General features: G+C 62.4%; 16 protein-coding genes. 7 read left to right on the top strand and 9 right to left on the bottom strand.

The window, feature by feature from the left end; translation table 11 throughout:
- Positions 1 to 171 precede the first annotated feature (171 nt).
- Entirely contained in the window at positions 172 to 1,428 is a 1,257-nt protein-coding gene (locus OPC11_RS08200; protein ID WP_007978541.1) for an OFA family MFS transporter, read from the bottom strand.
- Positions 1,429 to 1,515: 87 nt separating this feature from the next.
- Here OPC11_RS08200 and OPC11_RS08205 point away from each other — a divergent pair, with 87 nt between their 5' ends.
- Positions 1,516 to 2,157 carry an SdpI family protein gene (locus OPC11_RS08205; protein ID WP_264781571.1) on the top strand — a complete coding sequence of 214 codons (642 nt, stop codon included), beginning with the start codon at positions 1,516 to 1,518 and terminating at the stop codon, positions 2,155 to 2,157.
- Between the two features lie 10 nt (positions 2,158 to 2,167).
- Here OPC11_RS08205 and OPC11_RS08210 read toward each other — a convergent pair whose 3' ends face one another.
- The 3 genes from OPC11_RS08210 to OPC11_RS08220 form a co-directional block, all read right to left on the bottom strand.
- On the bottom strand, positions 2,168 to 2,569 hold the full coding sequence (locus OPC11_RS08210; protein ID WP_007978538.1) for a TIGR03618 family F420-dependent PPOX class oxidoreductase: 402 nt from the start codon (positions 2,567 to 2,569) through the stop codon (positions 2,168 to 2,170).
- A gap of 74 nt (positions 2,570 to 2,643) precedes the next feature.
- Positions 2,644 to 3,063 carry a DUF3054 domain-containing protein gene (locus tag OPC11_RS08215; protein WP_264781572.1) on the bottom strand — a complete coding sequence of 140 codons (420 nt, stop codon included), beginning with the start codon at positions 3,061 to 3,063 and terminating at the stop codon, positions 2,644 to 2,646.
- Between the two features lie 22 nt (positions 3,064 to 3,085).
- Entirely contained in the window at positions 3,086 to 3,676 is a 591-nt protein-coding gene (locus OPC11_RS08220) for a methyltransferase domain-containing protein (RefSeq protein WP_264781573.1), read from the bottom strand.
- A gap of 105 nt (positions 3,677 to 3,781) precedes the next feature.
- On the opposite strand from OPC11_RS08220, the gene OPC11_RS08225 reads away from it, so the two are divergent.
- The 5 genes from OPC11_RS08225 to OPC11_RS08245 all read left to right on the top strand — a co-directional run bounded on the left by OPC11_RS08225 (position 3,782) and on the right by OPC11_RS08245 (position 7,192).
- Positions 3,782 to 4,333: a GNAT family N-acetyltransferase gene (locus OPC11_RS08225; RefSeq protein ID WP_026177689.1), complete on the top strand. Its 552-nt coding sequence runs from the start codon at positions 3,782 to 3,784 to the stop codon at positions 4,331 to 4,333.
- A gap of 113 nt (positions 4,334 to 4,446) precedes the next feature.
- On the top strand, positions 4,447 to 5,460 hold the full coding sequence (locus OPC11_RS08230; RefSeq protein WP_264781574.1) for a thioredoxin domain-containing protein: 1,014 nt from the start codon (positions 4,447 to 4,449) through the stop codon (positions 5,458 to 5,460).
- Between the two features lie 105 nt (positions 5,461 to 5,565).
- Positions 5,566 to 6,546: a flap endonuclease-1 gene (fen, locus tag OPC11_RS08235; RefSeq protein ID WP_264781575.1), complete on the top strand. Its 981-nt coding sequence runs from the start codon at positions 5,566 to 5,568 to the stop codon at positions 6,544 to 6,546.
- 37 nt (positions 6,547 to 6,583) lie between these two features.
- Positions 6,584 to 6,883 carry a hypothetical protein gene (locus tag OPC11_RS08240; protein ID WP_264781576.1) on the top strand — a complete coding sequence of 100 codons (300 nt, stop codon included), beginning with the start codon at positions 6,584 to 6,586 and terminating at the stop codon, positions 6,881 to 6,883.
- A gap of 60 nt (positions 6,884 to 6,943) precedes the next feature.
- Positions 6,944 to 7,192, top strand: a complete 249-nt coding sequence (locus tag OPC11_RS08245; protein ID WP_026177688.1) for a BolA family protein — start codon at positions 6,944 to 6,946, stop codon at positions 7,190 to 7,192.
- Positions 7,193 to 7,219: 27 nt separating this feature from the next.
- On the opposite strand, the gene ugpC is transcribed toward OPC11_RS08245, so the two are convergent.
- From ugpC to OPC11_RS08265, 4 genes are read right to left on the bottom strand one after another with little or no spacing between them, the layout of a single operon-like run.
- A complete protein-coding gene (gene ugpC, locus OPC11_RS08250; protein ID WP_264781577.1) occupies positions 7,220 to 8,377 on the bottom strand; it encodes a sn-glycerol-3-phosphate ABC transporter ATP-binding protein UgpC in 1,158 nt (385 codons plus the stop codon).
- A gap of 36 nt (positions 8,378 to 8,413) precedes the next feature.
- Positions 8,414 to 9,349 carry a carbohydrate ABC transporter permease gene (locus tag OPC11_RS08255; protein WP_007978523.1) on the bottom strand — a complete coding sequence of 312 codons (936 nt, stop codon included), beginning with the start codon at positions 9,347 to 9,349 and terminating at the stop codon, positions 8,414 to 8,416.
- 25 nt (positions 9,350 to 9,374) lie between these two features.
- A complete protein-coding gene (locus OPC11_RS08260; protein ID WP_007978521.1) occupies positions 9,375 to 10,361 on the bottom strand; it encodes a sugar ABC transporter permease in 987 nt (328 codons plus the stop codon).
- 28 nt (positions 10,362 to 10,389) lie between these two features.
- A complete protein-coding gene (locus tag OPC11_RS08265) occupies positions 10,390 to 11,745 on the bottom strand; it encodes an ABC transporter substrate-binding protein (RefSeq protein WP_264781578.1) in 1,356 nt (451 codons plus the stop codon).
- 191 nt (positions 11,746 to 11,936) lie between these two features.
- Here OPC11_RS08265 and OPC11_RS08270 point away from each other — a divergent pair, with 191 nt between their 5' ends.
- Positions 11,937 to 13,349, top strand: a complete 1,413-nt coding sequence (locus tag OPC11_RS08270) for a class II fumarate hydratase (protein ID WP_264781579.1) — start codon at positions 11,937 to 11,939, stop codon at positions 13,347 to 13,349.
- A gap of 54 nt (positions 13,350 to 13,403) precedes the next feature.
- On the opposite strand, the gene OPC11_RS08275 is transcribed toward OPC11_RS08270, so the two are convergent.
- Positions 13,404 to 14,327: a hypothetical protein gene (locus tag OPC11_RS08275; protein ID WP_007978515.1), complete on the bottom strand. Its 924-nt coding sequence runs from the start codon at positions 14,325 to 14,327 to the stop codon at positions 13,404 to 13,406.
- Positions 14,328 to 14,347 lie beyond the last annotated feature (20 nt).

Consider the following 14,347-nt stretch of genomic DNA (forward strand, 5'->3'; position numbering starts at 1 on the left):
TACTCATAACTTATAGAGATGTATCTGGAATACGGAGGCAGAGAAGCGCGAATATTGGACTTTCGAGGGGTTCGTCGATGCCCAGTAGTAATCCACCAATCGCCCAAATCGTGTCACTGATAACCGTGCTAACCACTGGAAGAAAATTACGGACAGAATTGGTTCGAACAATTAGCTGTCCGTCGGCGGACGGAGGAACAGCGCGCCGACCGCCGCCACGATTGCGAGCACGCCCCCGACGAGGAACGCCGTCGTCCACCCCGTCGCGGTGATGAGAAAGCCCGTGACCGCCCCGCCGAACACCCCGCCCCACATCTTGCCGGAGTAGAGGAGCGCGTAGTTCGCGGACGAGTGTTCTCGGCCGTAGTAATCGCCCACGACGCTCGGGAACAGCGTGTACTGCGGACTCCAGAAGAACGTGGCGACGATGACCGCGAGGATGAATCCGACGTTCGATTCCGCGCGCGCGAACCAGACGACCGCGAATAGGCCGATTCCACAGAGGAAAAAGGACGCCGCCATCGCCTTCTCGCGGTCGAGGCGGTCCGAGGCGTCCCCGACGACCAGACGGCCGACGCCGCCCGCGACCGGCAACACCGTCGCCGAAACCGTCGCGATGACGGCCGCCAAACCGAGGTTTTCGGCGAAGGAGACGACCTTCGCGGTCAGCATCAGTCCGGCTCCACTGGCGCAGACGAACATGACGTACATCACCCAGAACTGCCACGTCCCCGCCATCTCGCGCCACGTGTACTGCTTTCTCGCGGTCGGGTCGGCGTCGGAACCGGCGTCGTCTCCCCCGTTCGTCGTCGCTTCGAGCCACCCCTTCGGCGGGTCCCGAAGCACGACCGCACCGACGATGATTCCGATTCCGATGAGCAGGCCCATGTTCCGGAGGACGCCGGGATAGTTCGCGGCCGTCGCGTTCGCCCGGACGTACGGAACGACCAGCGCACTCCCGCCCGCGAAGGCCATCGTCCCGAGTCCGGTCGTCAGGCCGCGACGGTCCGGGAACCACTTCAGCGCCGTGTTCACCGCGACCGTGTAGACGATGCCGACCCCGACGGCCCCGAGCGAGTAGAGGACGTACAACTGCCAGACGCTCGTCGCACGCGAGAGACCGAGGTAGCCGCCTCCGGCGAGGAGTCCGGCCAGTAGCGTCAGCGCACGCGGGCCGTGTCTGTCGCGCCACCAACCCACCGGGAACTGCGACCCCGCCTGAAAGATGACGAAGAGGGTGAACACCGCGCCGAGCGCCGCCGGGTCGATGGCGAGGCGGTTCGCCATCGGCGAACGGATGGACGACCAGACGTACTGATAGGGACTGACGAGCCCCATCATCACGACGGCGGCGGCGACCTGCCACCATCTGGAAAAGCCGAGCACGTCTTTCGCACGTGCAGAATAATCGATATCGGTAGTACTCATGGCGAAACGGACCGACCGGAGGTCAATCAGGATTGTGTTTGAGGAAACCCGCGTAGGTTTATATTGGTACGAGAACAATTATCGTCTATGAAGGGGAGAAAATCGTACTTCATCGCGCTCGCGCTCGTCGTCGTTTCGTTCGGCCTCAGCGCGTACTTCTATCCCCGAATGCCGGGACAGATGGCGACCCACTGGAACGCGAGCGGTGCCGCCGACGGGACGATGCCGAAACTGTGGGGCTTACTGCTTCTTCCGACGCTGACCGCGGGACTCCTCGTCCTGCTCGCCGCGCTTCCACGCATCGACCCGCTCCGGGAGAACGTCGCGGCGTTTCGGGAGTACTACGACCTGTTCGTCGTCCTGTTCGTCGCCTTCATGCTGTACGTCCACCTGCTGACCATCCTGTGGAACCTCGGCTACCGGTTCAACTTCACGACCGTCCTCGCCCCGGCGATGGGCGTGTTGTTCTACTTCATCGGCGCGCTCATGAATCGCGTCGAGCGCAACTGGTTCGTCGGCATCAAGACCCCGTGGACGCTCTCGAACGACGACGTGTGGAAGAAGACGCACACGCGCGCCGGGCCGCTGTTCAAACTGGCGGGCGTCCTCGCCGTCCTCGCCGTCTTTGTCCCGCAGTACGCCATCTACCTGATGGTCGGGCCGGTGCTTCTCGCCTCCGTCTACCTCACGGTGTACTCCTACGTCGAATACCGGCGCGTCACCATCTGAACGCGTTCCGTCAGTCCCCGCCGTGAGCGATAACCTCGTCGGGGCGAATTTTGAGGAGGACCCGCGCCGTTCGAATCTCCGGTTGGTACTCCTCGCCGGTGTATCGTCGTGAGAGGTCGTCGATGTGTTCCCGGGCACCGTCTTCGGTTACTTCGTCCACCTCGCCGAGGACGGAGAGCGCTCGGTAGCGGTCGTCGGGGTCCGTCATCCCCATTCCGACTTTCGGATTCTCTCGTACGTTTCGCTCCTTGCGCCGACCGCGTTCGGTGTTGACCAGCACTCTGTCCTCGTCGGCGTCGTAATCGACCCACACCGGCGTTACGTGCGGCAGGCCGTCCGGCGTGAGCGTGGCGAAGTACGCGAACACCGGCTTCTCGAACAACTCCTGAAACTCCGTCGGGATGGATGACATCACGAAATCCACAGTCGGGAGTCACTTCACGCTACGGGCCGCGGAGCCAGCCTTCGACCGGCGGAACGGGGAGGTTACAACGCGTTCGACGCGACGCTCGCCACGAGTCGCCAGACGGTCATGAAGAGCAGTCCGAAGCCGAGCATGACGAGGACGAACGTGAGCGGCGACTCGCCGTGGAAGAACGACGTCGCGCGAAGGCCCGCTCCGATGAGCGCGGCGATGACCCACGTTCCGTCCGCGAACAGCACCGAACTGCGGACCGACCGACGCGCGCGTGAACTGTACAGTCCGACGACGAGCGACGCGATTATCCACCCGATGAGGAACGGCGCGACGGTCCCGGCGAAGTAGCCGGGATTCCCGATGATGTTCTCGTTGTGTCGCATCGCTCCGATTGCGAGGAGGACGACCAACACCACCACGTCGCCGATGACCAGTCCTGCCGTGGTTGACGAGCGGTCGAACCGTCGGGTGCCGAACGCACTGCTCATACACGGTGTTGGAACGCCGGGGTTATGGCGTTCCCGGTGTCGGCTTGACGCCCGCGACGGTGTAGTCGAATCCGCGATTTCGAACGCGCGGGACGAGATTCGCGGCGTCCAACTTCCGAACCAAGGCCTCCGGCGTGACGAACGTCGAGTCCATCCCCAGCAGGTGTTCGCCGCGGACGAGGAACCACCCGCGGACCGTCGCCGGGTTGTACTCGCGGACGATGAGCACGCCGCCCGGACGGAGGATTCGCTCGACCTCCGCGAGCGTCGCGTCCGGGTCGCCGATGTGATGCAGCGCGTCGGAGATGACGGCGGCATCGACGGACTCGCTCGTCAGCGGCAGTCTCGTGGCGTCGCCGCGCACACAGGCTAAGCCGTGACCGTGGGCCTGTGCGAGCATCCCCGCCGACGCATCGATCACGACCTCCTCGTTGACATCCAAGGACCGGACGGCACGACCAGTTCCCCCGGCGACGTCGGCGATTCGCTCTATCGGACGCTCCGCCTGTTCGAGTCCCTCGCGGAGGACGTCGGAGTCCGATTCCGGCGAGAAGGAGTCGTAAAAGCGCGCGATGCGGTCGAAATGTCCGATGTCGCCGTCGGTAGGGGTCATATCGGAACAACGAAGGCGACCACATAAAATCCGGCGGGGGACCGACATCCGTTCTCCCGCGACCGCCCCGATGGATGGATGTACGTCGCGTCGAAACCGGATGACATGGAGTACGCGGTATTGGGCTGGCCGGACGACGGGCCGAAGATACGCCTCGACTACGAGCGGTTCAGCTACGCGGGCAAGTTCGTGATGTCGAACACGGGGAAGGCCGTCGTCCGCGCCGAGCGGCCGTCGGAACGCCCGCCGGTGAGCTTCGGCGACGAATCGGTCGTCGCAGCCATCGCGTTCAACGAGGACCGAACCGACGACGGGACGATGTGGCTCCGGTACGTGACCGTGCACGCCGACCGACGCGGCGAGGGAATCGGCCCGAAACTCGCCCGATTCACGACGGAGCGGATTCACGACCGGGGATATCACCGCGTGAAAATCGCGGTAAACAACCCCTACGCGTACCAAGCGCTCTACCGGGCGGGGTTCGGGTTCACCGGCGAGGACACCGGGTTGGCCGAACTCGTCTTGGAACATCCACGTCCCGTAGCGGGGCGCGAGCGCTATCAGGACGGCTTGGACCGCTACCGCGAGCGCGACCTCTCGTCGGGGGAACAAGCATTTCTTGCGTCGAAGGAGGGAGCGACTCCCCCGCGGGAGTGAATTTCGAGGTCCCTCGCCCGATTCGAGTGCGGTGCGCGTTCGCGGTCCTCGACCCGTTCATTCAGCTATTAACGCCCTATTAACGAAGGTGGAGTATCTCTTTCCGTATCGTAGTGAGAGACGATAGAAGAAGAGTGCTCGGCGTCATCGGGGCGGGACTCTCGGCCGGAATTGCGGGGTGTTCGGCCTTCTCGAAGGACGGGAGTCCCGAGACGACGGGCGAACGGTCCGGCGGCGAACAGTCGACTACCACGGAGGAGGGCCCGGCGGCCCCGGAGACGACCGACACCGAAAACGACTCGAAGTCGGCGTCCGACGAGGGTCCCCCGGAGAAGGTCGAACCGTCGCCGAAAGCGTACCGGTCGGTTCCGCTGCCGAGCAAGCCGACCGAGAACGAGTACGCGACGATGGGCGACGACGACGCCTCGGTGACGGCGAAGTTTTACGGCGCGTGGAAGTGCCCGTACACCCACGACTTCGTCCTGAACATCCTACCGACCTTCATCGAGGAGTACGTAAAACCCGGCGACGTGGCCATCGAGTTCCGCGCAGTCGCCTACGAGGACGGCGAAGGGTTCCACGGCCCGGACGAACCCCGCGCCGCACGCGCCGGACTGTCTGTCTGGAACGAGGACCCCGAATCCTACTGGACGTACTTCGGTACGATGTTCCAGAACCAGAACAGTTCGCCGGGGTGGGCGACGACGGAGACGCTCGTCCGCATCGCCGAGGAGGCCGACGTGAGCCACCTCCCCAAAATCACCTCGCAAATCGAGGCGAAAAAGTACCAGTCCCAAATCGAACGGACGATGGACCAGGTACACGAGATTCCGATTTCGGCCGTTCCCCGCATCGTCGTCGGCGACACGGTGACGGCACCGACGGTGAACCCGAAGAAGACGAAAGCGCAACTCGACGCCGCGCTCGGACGTGGGTCGGAGTCGGATTCCGAAACGACCACGACGACTACGACGAACGGCGACGACTCCGACACGACCACCACGAATACAACCACAACGACGACGAATACGACTACAACGACCGGGACGAGCGACACGACAACCACGACCGACGACGGTTCCGGGACGACGACTACCACGACCACGACGACCGACTCCGGCAGTTAGTCGGGCGGGTTTTTCGCTCATTTTCGTCGTTTTCCGTGCCACGGACCTCCCCTCGGCGCGTCGAAGAGGGTGCTTTGAAGCCCTTCCCGCCCGTAGCGTCGCCAAATGGGAAACTCCGCACTTCGACAGCTCGCATCCCTCGAAGAGATCAGCTTCGACGACATCGAGGGATCGCTCGTCGCCATCGACGCGCACAACTGGCTCTATCGCTACCTCACGACGACGGTGAAATGGACGCGAGACGAGGTGTACACCACCGAGGACGGCACCGAAGTCGCAAATCTCGTCGGCGTCGTCCAGGGCTTACCGAAATTCTTCGAGCACGACCTGACGCCGGTGTTCGTCTTCGACGGCCACGTGACCGACCTCAAGAGCGACGAAATCGAGGACCGGCGCGAACAGCGCGAGAAACTGGAGGAGCGACTTGAGGAGGCGCGCGAGGAGGGTGACGCAATCGAAGTCGCGCGGCTCGACGCCCACACCCAGCGACTCACCCCCGTCATTCAGGAGACGACGCGGGAACTGCTCGACCTGCTCGACGTGCCGGTTATCGAAGCGCCCGCGGAGGGCGAGGCGCAGGCGGCGCACATGGCGCGAACCGGCGCGGTCGATTACGCCGGGACCGAGGATTACGACGCGCTCTTGCTGGGCGCGCCGCTCACCCTTCGTCAACTGACGAGCAAGGGGAATCCCGAACTGATGGACTTCGAGGCGACGCTCGACGAACACGACATCACGTGGGAGCAGTTGGTCGATATCGCCATCCTCTGTGGCACCGACTTCAACGAAGGCGTCTCCGGCGTCGGCCCGAAGACGGCGCTCAAGGGCGTCACAGAGCACGGCGACCTCTGGGGCGTCCTCGAAGAACGGGACGCGTACATCGAGAACGTGGACGTCATCCGCGGGATGTTCCTCGACCCCGACGTGACCGACGAGTTCGAGTTCGACCCGGAGATGGACCCGGACATCGAGGCGGCGCGCGAGTACGTCACCGAGGAGTGGGACATCCGCGAGGACGAGGTGGCGCGCGGCTTCGAGCGCATCGAAGAGAGCATCACCCAGACCGGCCTCGACCAGTGGACGTAGGGCCAGTACGTTCAGGGTGGTCGAGGCGCTACGGTCGATGATGACTGACAGGACGCTCGAACCGAACGAAGTAACGGAAGGGATGGCGGTCGCGTTCGACTGGTCGCCCGAAAAGTCGAGCGGCGGCGGAACCGTCGAGGGGAAGATTACCCGCGTTTGGCAACCTGACGACGACGTTCAGGAGTTCACCGTCGAAGCCGACGACGGGACCGTCTGGAACGTCTACACCGAATACAGACGACCTCCCGTCGAGCGCGTCGAACTGTCGGGCGACCGCAACGGGACGGAACCGGATGCGAGAACGGTCGGGCGACTCGACGAAATAGTCCGCGCCTGATTCGACCGTCGGCGTGTTCGAACCCGTCGTCTTTTGGTCGCCGACGGAAAAAGGTCGTTCATGAACGCGAACGAAGTCGCCGAACTCATCGAATCCGAACTGAACGACGCGGACGCGACCGTGAGCCACCCGCGGGGCGTCCACGACGAAGACCACCTCGCCGCGACCGTCGTCTCCCCGGCGTTCGAGGGCAAGACGCTGGTCGAACAACACCAGTTGGTCTACGACGCGCTCGGCGACCACATGACGACGGATATCCACGCGCTCGAACTGAAAACGTACACGCCAGAAGAGTACGACCAGCGGTAGGTCGGGATTTCAAATACCGATTCGGGGTCAGCGATTCGGAATCGTCGCCTCTTGGTCGAGACGCCGGTTGCGAAGCGCCGTTCCCGTCTCGGCATCGAACAGGTGTATCGCTTCCTCGGGAATCCGGGCGATGACCTCCTGCCCGTCCTCGATGGTCCGCATTCCGCTGAGCGTCGCGACGAAGGTTTCCCGTTCTTCCATCGGTTTCGACTCGTCGCCGCCCGCGAACCGAAGGTAGACGTTGTTCTCGTTACCCATCGGTTCGACGACATCGACGACGGTCCGGAATTCGTGGTCGCCGCTGCCGCTGGCGACGAGTTCCACGTCCTCGGGTCGGACGCCGAGCGTCACGCGCTTGGCGTCGTCGAGTTCCGCCGCCGTCTCCGAGGACAGCGGATATTCGAACCACTCGCCGACGAGCGAATCGCCGTTCCGCTCCATCTCGAAGAAGTTCATCGACGGCTCGCCGATGAACCCGGCGACGAACCGGTTCGCCGGTTGGTGATACGCCTCGATGGGGGTGGCGACCTGCTGGAGTTTCCCGTCGTTGAGGATGGCGATTTTATCGCCCATCGTCATCGCCTCCGTCTGGTCGTGGGTGACGTAGACGGTCGTCACGCCGAGGTCCTCCTGCAACCGCTGGAGTTCGGTGCGCATCTGCGACCGAAGCTTGGCGTCGAGGTTCGACAGCGGTTCGTCCATCAGGAACACTTCCGGGTCCCGGACGATGGCGCGGCCGAGCGCGACGCGCTGTTGTTGCCCGCCGGAGAGTTCGCCGGGTTTGCGGTCGAGGAGGTCCGCGATGCCGAGCATCTCGGCGGCGTCCTCGACAGTCTGCGTGATTTCGCTTTTCGGCATGTCCGTCGATTCCTCCAGCCCGAAGCTCATGTTCTGGCGCACGGTCATGTGCGGATAGAGCGCGTAGGACTGGAACACCATGGCGATGTTGCGCGCCGTCGGCGGTTGGTCGTTGATGACCGTCTCGCCGAGGCGAATCTCGCCAGCCGAGACGGTTTCGAGCCCCGCTATCATGCGGAGCGTCGTCGATTTTCCGCATCCGGACGGACCGACGAGGACGAGGAATTCGCCGTCGTCGATGTCGACGTCCGCCGAATCGACCGCAACGATGTCGTCGCCGCCGTCGTCGAACACCTTCGTCACGCCGTCGAGTGTGAGCTTAGCCATCCGTACTCCTCCGTTGTGTCGTGTATATCGATATCATTAGCTTGCAACTCCTTTTGCGAACTGGTCTCCGAACAGGACGTAGACGATGAGCGTGGGTATCGCCGCGATGAACGCCCCGGCCATCTGCAGGCCGAACGATTGGATGATACCGCCGCTCAAGTTGTTCAACGCGACCGTCACCGGTGCCGACGAACCGCTCCCGCTCGGGATGATGACCAGCGCGAACAGGAGGTCGTTCCAGACCTGCGTGAACTGGTAAATGAGCGTCACGGCGAACATCGGCTTCGACAGCGGAAGGACGATGTTCCGGTAGATGCTGAACACGCTCGCGCCGTCGAGTCGCGCCGCCTCCAACATCTCGTCCGAGAAGTTCCGGTAGTACGACCGGAACAGCAGGAACGTGATGGGAATCCCGTACGCCGTGTGCGCGATGATGAGATTGATGAGGTTCGCGTAGTACTCGTGCATGAACGGCAGTCCCCACAGCGGCGAGAGAAGCGCCTGCGTGTCCACGATGGTGAACAACCGTGCGAGCGGCACCAGCACCGCCTGATACGGGATGAAGATACCCGCGACGAACAGCGCGACGATGGGCATCTGGTACTTCCAATCGACGTTGGTGATGCCGTAGGCGGCGAAACTACCGAGCGTCGCCGACAGGACGGTCGCCGGGATGGCCAACAGCAGGCTGTTCACCAACCCGGACTGAAGTTTGTCCAACGCGACGCGCCACGCTTCGAGCGTGAACCCGTCTCCGAGCGGGGGGAAGAACGGCAGCGACGTGTTGAACGCGTTTTGGGTCTTGAACGCCGTCATGATACCCGCTTCCAGCGGTGCGAGGTAGAACGCGACGAGCGCGAACAACACGACGTACAACAGCGCCCTGCTCGTGCTCGTCGTTCGAACGCTGCGTCTCACCCGGTCCGTCCACGTCCGATTTTCGGGGTCGGGTGCGGCCGGTGTTCCGCTCATCGCTGCCTCCGTTGAAGTCGTGTCGTCATAGTTCACCTCGTCGATATTCGTTGTACAGGTACGGCGTCACGACTGCCAGCGCCATCACGAAGAGGACGATGGCGATGGCGGACCCGTACGCCCAGTGAAGCGAGCCGAACGCCTCGCGGTACATCATCGTCGCGAGGATGTCCGCGGCGGGACCGGGCTGACGGCCGAACATCACGTACAGGAAGTCGAACGCCTTCAGCGCGAAGACCATGAGCACGACCGCCGCGCTGACGGTCGAGGCCCGAAGCTGCGGCACGATGACGCGGCGGTACATGCGCCACGTGCTCGCGCCGTCGACCCGCGCCGCCTCGAAGTGCTCGTCCGGAATCGCCCGCAAGCCCGCGAGGTAGACGACCATCGCGTACCCGCTGAACTGCCAGATGAGCGCGAAGATGACCGCGGCCAACTTCGTCGTCGGGTCGCTTATCCACTGGTGGGCCAGAAAGTCGAGACCGAAGCTCCGGAAGGTGACGTTGATCATCCCGCTGTTGAAGTTGTACATCCACGCCCAGAACTTCGCCGTCACCACGAACGAGAGGCTCATGGGGAGCAAGTAGATGGTTCGGAACGTGTTCTCGAACCGGATGTCCCGGTCGACGATGATGGCCAGGATCAACCCGAAGACGAGACACAACCCGGTGAACGCGACGAGCAGGACGAGCGTGTTCCGCGCCGCCGTCCAGAATCCCGGGTCGTTGAACAACTGCCGGTACATCTCGAAATCGAGCGCCGAGAGTTTGTACGTCGGCAGTTGGAACGTCTCGAAATCCGTAAGCGAGATGATGAAGTTCCAGCCGATGGCACCGTACACGAAAAAGCCCATCAACAGGAACGGCGGCAACCAGAACGGGAGGCTCTGGACGAACTCGCTCGATAGCAGTGACTCGCTCTCCGCGTGCTCGACCGTCGTTCCGCCGTCGGCGCGGAGCGATTCGTCCTCGCCGGATACCAACCGCTTCAATTTTCTGTATATTCGTTGCATGTGGAAAAGTTTGGTGTGCGTTTCGGATTTAGTTGAACGAATTCGAGAACTGGTTGGCCGTTTTATCGACGTTCCAGTTCGAGATGAACGACGCCGTTGCGTCTTTCAGGTTCGTCAACGTCTCCGGCGTCGTCGCCAATCCGTGGGCGACGGACGGCGGCTGCGATTTCGAGTTCTTGAAGTCATCCATCTGCTGGGAGAGGAACGGCCCGAACTTCTCCTTGGAGACGTCGGTCCGCGGCGGAATCGACCCCTTCTTGGGGTTGAACCGCTCCTGTGCGTCCTTCGAACCCACGTACTGGAGGAACTTCTTGGTCGCCTCCGGCGACGGGTTCTGTTTCGGGAAGGGGAACGAGTCCATGTTGAGCGCGTACATCTTCTCGGTTCCGGGGAACGGAACGTGGTTCCACTGCTTTTCGTACTCGAAGTTCTCCTGTTCGCGGTACATGCTCGCCGCCCAGTCGCCTTGGTGGAAGAACGCCGCCTCTCCCTTGAGGATCTTCTTGTTGGCCTGTTGCCAGTCGAGCGACCCGGAGTCCTTGTTGAAGTGCGCCTTGTACTCCTTGACGATGGAGAGGGCGTTTTTCACGGCCTTCTTGTTCGCGTCGACCTTGCCGCTCATCACGGCGTTGTAGGTCTTCACGCCCGACTCGCCGAGGAGGACCTGCGCCCACAGTTGGAGGGTGGACCACGGCGATTTCGTCTGCTGGGCCATCCCGACCGCATCCGTGTTGCTCTCCACCTTCTTCATCGCGGCGGTGAGGTCGGACGGCTTCGAGATGGATTTCGGATCGACGCCCGCGTCTTCGACGACCTTCGTGTTGTAAAAGAGGTTGTTCAGCCGGTGGATGTTCAGCGGAACGGCGACGAACTTCCCGTCCAGCTTGGCGACCTCCTTCGGACCGCTCCGATAGGCGTCCTTCATTCCGTTTTCCGACCAGACCGAATCGCTGATGTCGTGAAGGATGTCGTTGTCGACGTAGGGCGTGAGGTTCTTTCCGGGCCACGCCTGCCACGAGCTCGGCGGCTTGCCTTGGAGGACGCGCTTTTTCACGACGTCTTTCAGGTTCTGTCCCGCACCACCCGCGATGGGGTTCGGTTTGACTTCGATGTCCGGGTACTCCTCCTTGAATCCGTCGAGGAGGGCCGTAATCGCGGCGTGACCGTCGCCGCCCGTCCACCAGTGCTGGAGTTCGAGCTTCTTGTAGTCCGTATTACCGTCCTTTCCGCTTCCGTCGTCGTTCTTGTTTTCGTTGTCGCCGCCGTTGTCGTCGTCACCGCCGCCGGTGCATCCGGCGAGACCAGCGACCCCGGCAGTACCGGCGAGACCCATTCCTTTGACGTACGTCCGTCGATTCAATCCGTTGTCGTTATTGCCTGTCATATTGATGCCTCGGTATGCGTCTATTTACCTATTCGGTAAGAGCTACTTAATTATTTTTAAATTAATTCTACTCCGAGTGAATGCTTGCAGCCGAGATAGTGTTTGAATTCAGTTGTTTCGGCCTCGTAGCCCCATTTCGGTAGCCCCGTTTCGATGGGTTTTACGCTCGCCCACATCGACCCTCCACACGCATGAGCGACGAGGATTATCGAATCGAGGAGGACAGCCTCGGGGAGATGAAAGTTCCGGCGAACGCCTACTGGGGCGCACAGACCCAGCGCGCGGTCGAAAACTTCCCCATCTCGGGAATCACGTTCGGGCGGCGGTTCATCCGCGCGCTCGGAATCGTGAAGAAGGCCGCCGCGCAGGCGAACGAGGAACTCGGGATGATCGAATCGGACGAAGCGGAAGCCATCGTCGAGGCCGCCGACGAGGTTATCGCGGGCGAACACGACGACCAGTTCCCGGTGGACGTCTTCCAAACCGGGTCCGGTACGTCCTCGAACATGAACGCAAACGAGGTCATCGCCAACCGCGCCGCCGAAATCTACGGGGAGGAAATCGGGGACCGCGTGATTCACCCGAACGACCACGTTAACTTCGGCCAGTCGAGCAACGACGTGATTCCGACCGCGATGCACGTCTCCGCGCTCGAAGCCGTCGAAAAGGACGTGCTTCCGGCCCTCGACACCCTCCGCGAGGCGCTCGCGGAGAAAGAAGAGGAGTACGACGGCGTGGTGAAGACGGGCCGCACGCACCTGCAGGACGCCACCCCCGTCCGCGTCGGGCAGGAGTTCGGCGGCTACCGCTCGCAGATAGAGAAGGGACTCTCCCGCGTCGACCACGTTAGGGACCACCTAAGCGAACTCGCGCTCGGCGGAACGGCGGTCGGGACGGGGCTGAACACCCACCCCGAGTTCCCCGCGCTCGCCGCCGACTACATCAGCGAGGAGACCGGCATCCGATTCCGCGAGGCCGACAACCACTTCGAGGCGCAGGCCGCCCACGACGCGATGGCCGAGGCTCACGGCGCGCTCCGCACCGTCGCCGGGTCGCTCAACAAGATAGCGAACGACCTCCGCCTGCTGGCGTCGGGACCGCGCAACGGACTCGGCGAAATCGACCAGCCCGAGAACCAGCCCGGCAGTTCCATCATGCCCGGCAAAATCAACCCCGTCGTCGCGGAAGCCGTCAATCAGGTTCACAAGCAGGTCGTCGGTAACGACACCACCGTCGAGTACGGCGCGGCCGAGGGCCAGATAGACCTCAACCTGTACAAACCCGTCCTCGCGCACAACTTCCTCGAATCGGCGGAACTCCTCTCGAACGTCAGCGAGACGTTCGCGGACAAGTTCGTTCGAAAACTCGACGTTGACGCGGAGTATTGCGAGGAGCAGGTCGAACAGAGCATGGCGCTCGCCACGGCGCTCAACCCGCACATCGGCTACGACAAGGCGTCGAAAGCCGCGAAGGAGGCGCTCAAGGAGGACAAGACCGTCCGGCAGGTCGTCATCGAGAAGGGCTACCTGAGCGAGGAGGAAGCGAACGAGATCATCGACCCCGAAGCGATGACTCACCGCGGCATCCTCGGACAGGACGAGTAAACAGCCGTCCCGTTTTTTATTCGGCGCGTCTGCCGCGAAAAACGTTTCTCCGCGTCAGAACAAGCTGGTGAAGAAGGATACGACCCCTTCGATGAGGGAGACGAACCCGCTCCAGAGCTTGCCGAAGAAGCCTTGACTCTCGTTGGAGGGCGGAGTCGTCGTCGTCGTCCCCTCCATCGGAGTGGTCGTCTCCCCCGACCCTTCCGTCGTCTGCTGGGTCGTCTGCGTCGTCGTTTCGGACTGACACGCTTTCGAGGAGATGGTGATGGGCTTGTTCATGTTCAGCTTCGTGCGGGTGGGGTTGTTCACGTCACCCGACAACACCTCCCATTTCTTGATTTTGCCGTCGTACACCCCTCCTTCACCCGCCAGTACCGCCTTCTCGTTGAACTGCGGGTTGATAGTGATCTTGAAATCTTTACCTAGACTGCGATAGACGGCACCGTCGGCGCGACCCTCCTGCCACGTCCAACTGACGTTCGCACTTGCGCTTTCCTTCCCGTTCCAGTTGCGATGTTTCGAGTAGTCGAACGTGTCTCGGTTCGTCGAGGCGTCGTAGGAGTCGTCTTTGACGATGAACTTCCCCTTGACGGGGAGGTTGGTTATGCGGAACGTCACCGCACCTCCCGCACCGGCGTCGATCTTGTCGTGAATCATCACGAGGCTCAGCCCCTTCGGTCCCTGATAGAGGAAGAGGATGCTGGTGTCCTTTCGTTGGAGGTTTTGCGTCCCGAAGGAGGCGTACTTGTACGACGACGGGTCGGTGTCCGGCGTTCGGTAGTCGTAAAACTCCTCGACCGGTAGTCCCGACATCGAGAGCGGTTCGATGGGGATGCATTTCCCGTCCTGTTCGATGGAGAACTGGGCGTTCCCCCCGGATTGGGCATTTGCCGACGAGACGCCTCCGAGTATGGCAGTCGAGGCGACAGTCGCCTGAACGAATCGGCGACGGTTGATAGTGGGCGAGTTCTCGGTCATGCTGTCCACGAAATGTACGA

This window comes from Haladaptatus sp. T7 (assembly GCF_026008575.1).
In the GTDB taxonomy this organism is placed as follows: domain Archaea; phylum Halobacteriota; class Halobacteria; order Halobacteriales; family Haladaptataceae; genus Haladaptatus; species Haladaptatus paucihalophilus.

Coding starts and splice junctions, on each gene's coding strand:
- OPC11_RS08215 (WP_264781572.1), bottom strand. CDS start 3,063: ATGAGCAGTGCGTTCGGCACCCGACGGTTCGACCGCTCGTCAACCACG.
- fen (WP_264781575.1), top strand. CDS start 5,566: ATGGGAAACTCCGCACTTCGACAGCTCGCATCCCTCGAAGAGATCAGC.
- OPC11_RS08265 (WP_264781578.1), bottom strand. CDS start 11,745: ATGACAGGCAATAACGACAACGGATTGAATCGACGGACGTACGTCAAA.
- OPC11_RS08275 (WP_007978515.1), bottom strand. CDS start 14,327: ATGACCGAGAACTCGCCCACTATCAACCGTCGCCGATTCGTTCAGGCG.
- OPC11_RS08205 (WP_264781571.1), top strand. CDS start 1,516: ATGAAGGGGAGAAAATCGTACTTCATCGCGCTCGCGCTCGTCGTCGTT.
- OPC11_RS08270 (WP_264781579.1), top strand. CDS start 11,937: ATGAGCGACGAGGATTATCGAATCGAGGAGGACAGCCTCGGGGAGATG.
- OPC11_RS08220 (WP_264781573.1), bottom strand. CDS start 3,676: ATGACCCCTACCGACGGCGACATCGGACATTTCGACCGCATCGCGCGC.
- OPC11_RS08260 (WP_007978521.1), bottom strand. CDS start 10,361: ATGCAACGAATATACAGAAAATTGAAGCGGTTGGTATCCGGCGAGGAC.
- OPC11_RS08255 (WP_007978523.1), bottom strand. CDS start 9,349: ATGAGCGGAACACCGGCCGCACCCGACCCCGAAAATCGGACGTGGACG.
- OPC11_RS08210 (WP_007978538.1), bottom strand. CDS start 2,569: ATGTCATCCATCCCGACGGAGTTTCAGGAGTTGTTCGAGAAGCCGGTG.
- OPC11_RS08240 (WP_264781576.1), top strand. CDS start 6,584: ATGATGACTGACAGGACGCTCGAACCGAACGAAGTAACGGAAGGGATG.
- ugpC (WP_264781577.1), bottom strand. CDS start 8,377: ATGGCTAAGCTCACACTCGACGGCGTGACGAAGGTGTTCGACGACGGC.
- OPC11_RS08225 (WP_026177689.1), top strand. CDS start 3,782: ATGGAGTACGCGGTATTGGGCTGGCCGGACGACGGGCCGAAGATACGC.
- OPC11_RS08245 (WP_026177688.1), top strand. CDS start 6,944: ATGAACGCGAACGAAGTCGCCGAACTCATCGAATCCGAACTGAACGAC.
- OPC11_RS08200 (WP_007978541.1), bottom strand. CDS start 1,428: ATGAGTACTACCGATATCGATTATTCTGCACGTGCGAAAGACGTGCTC.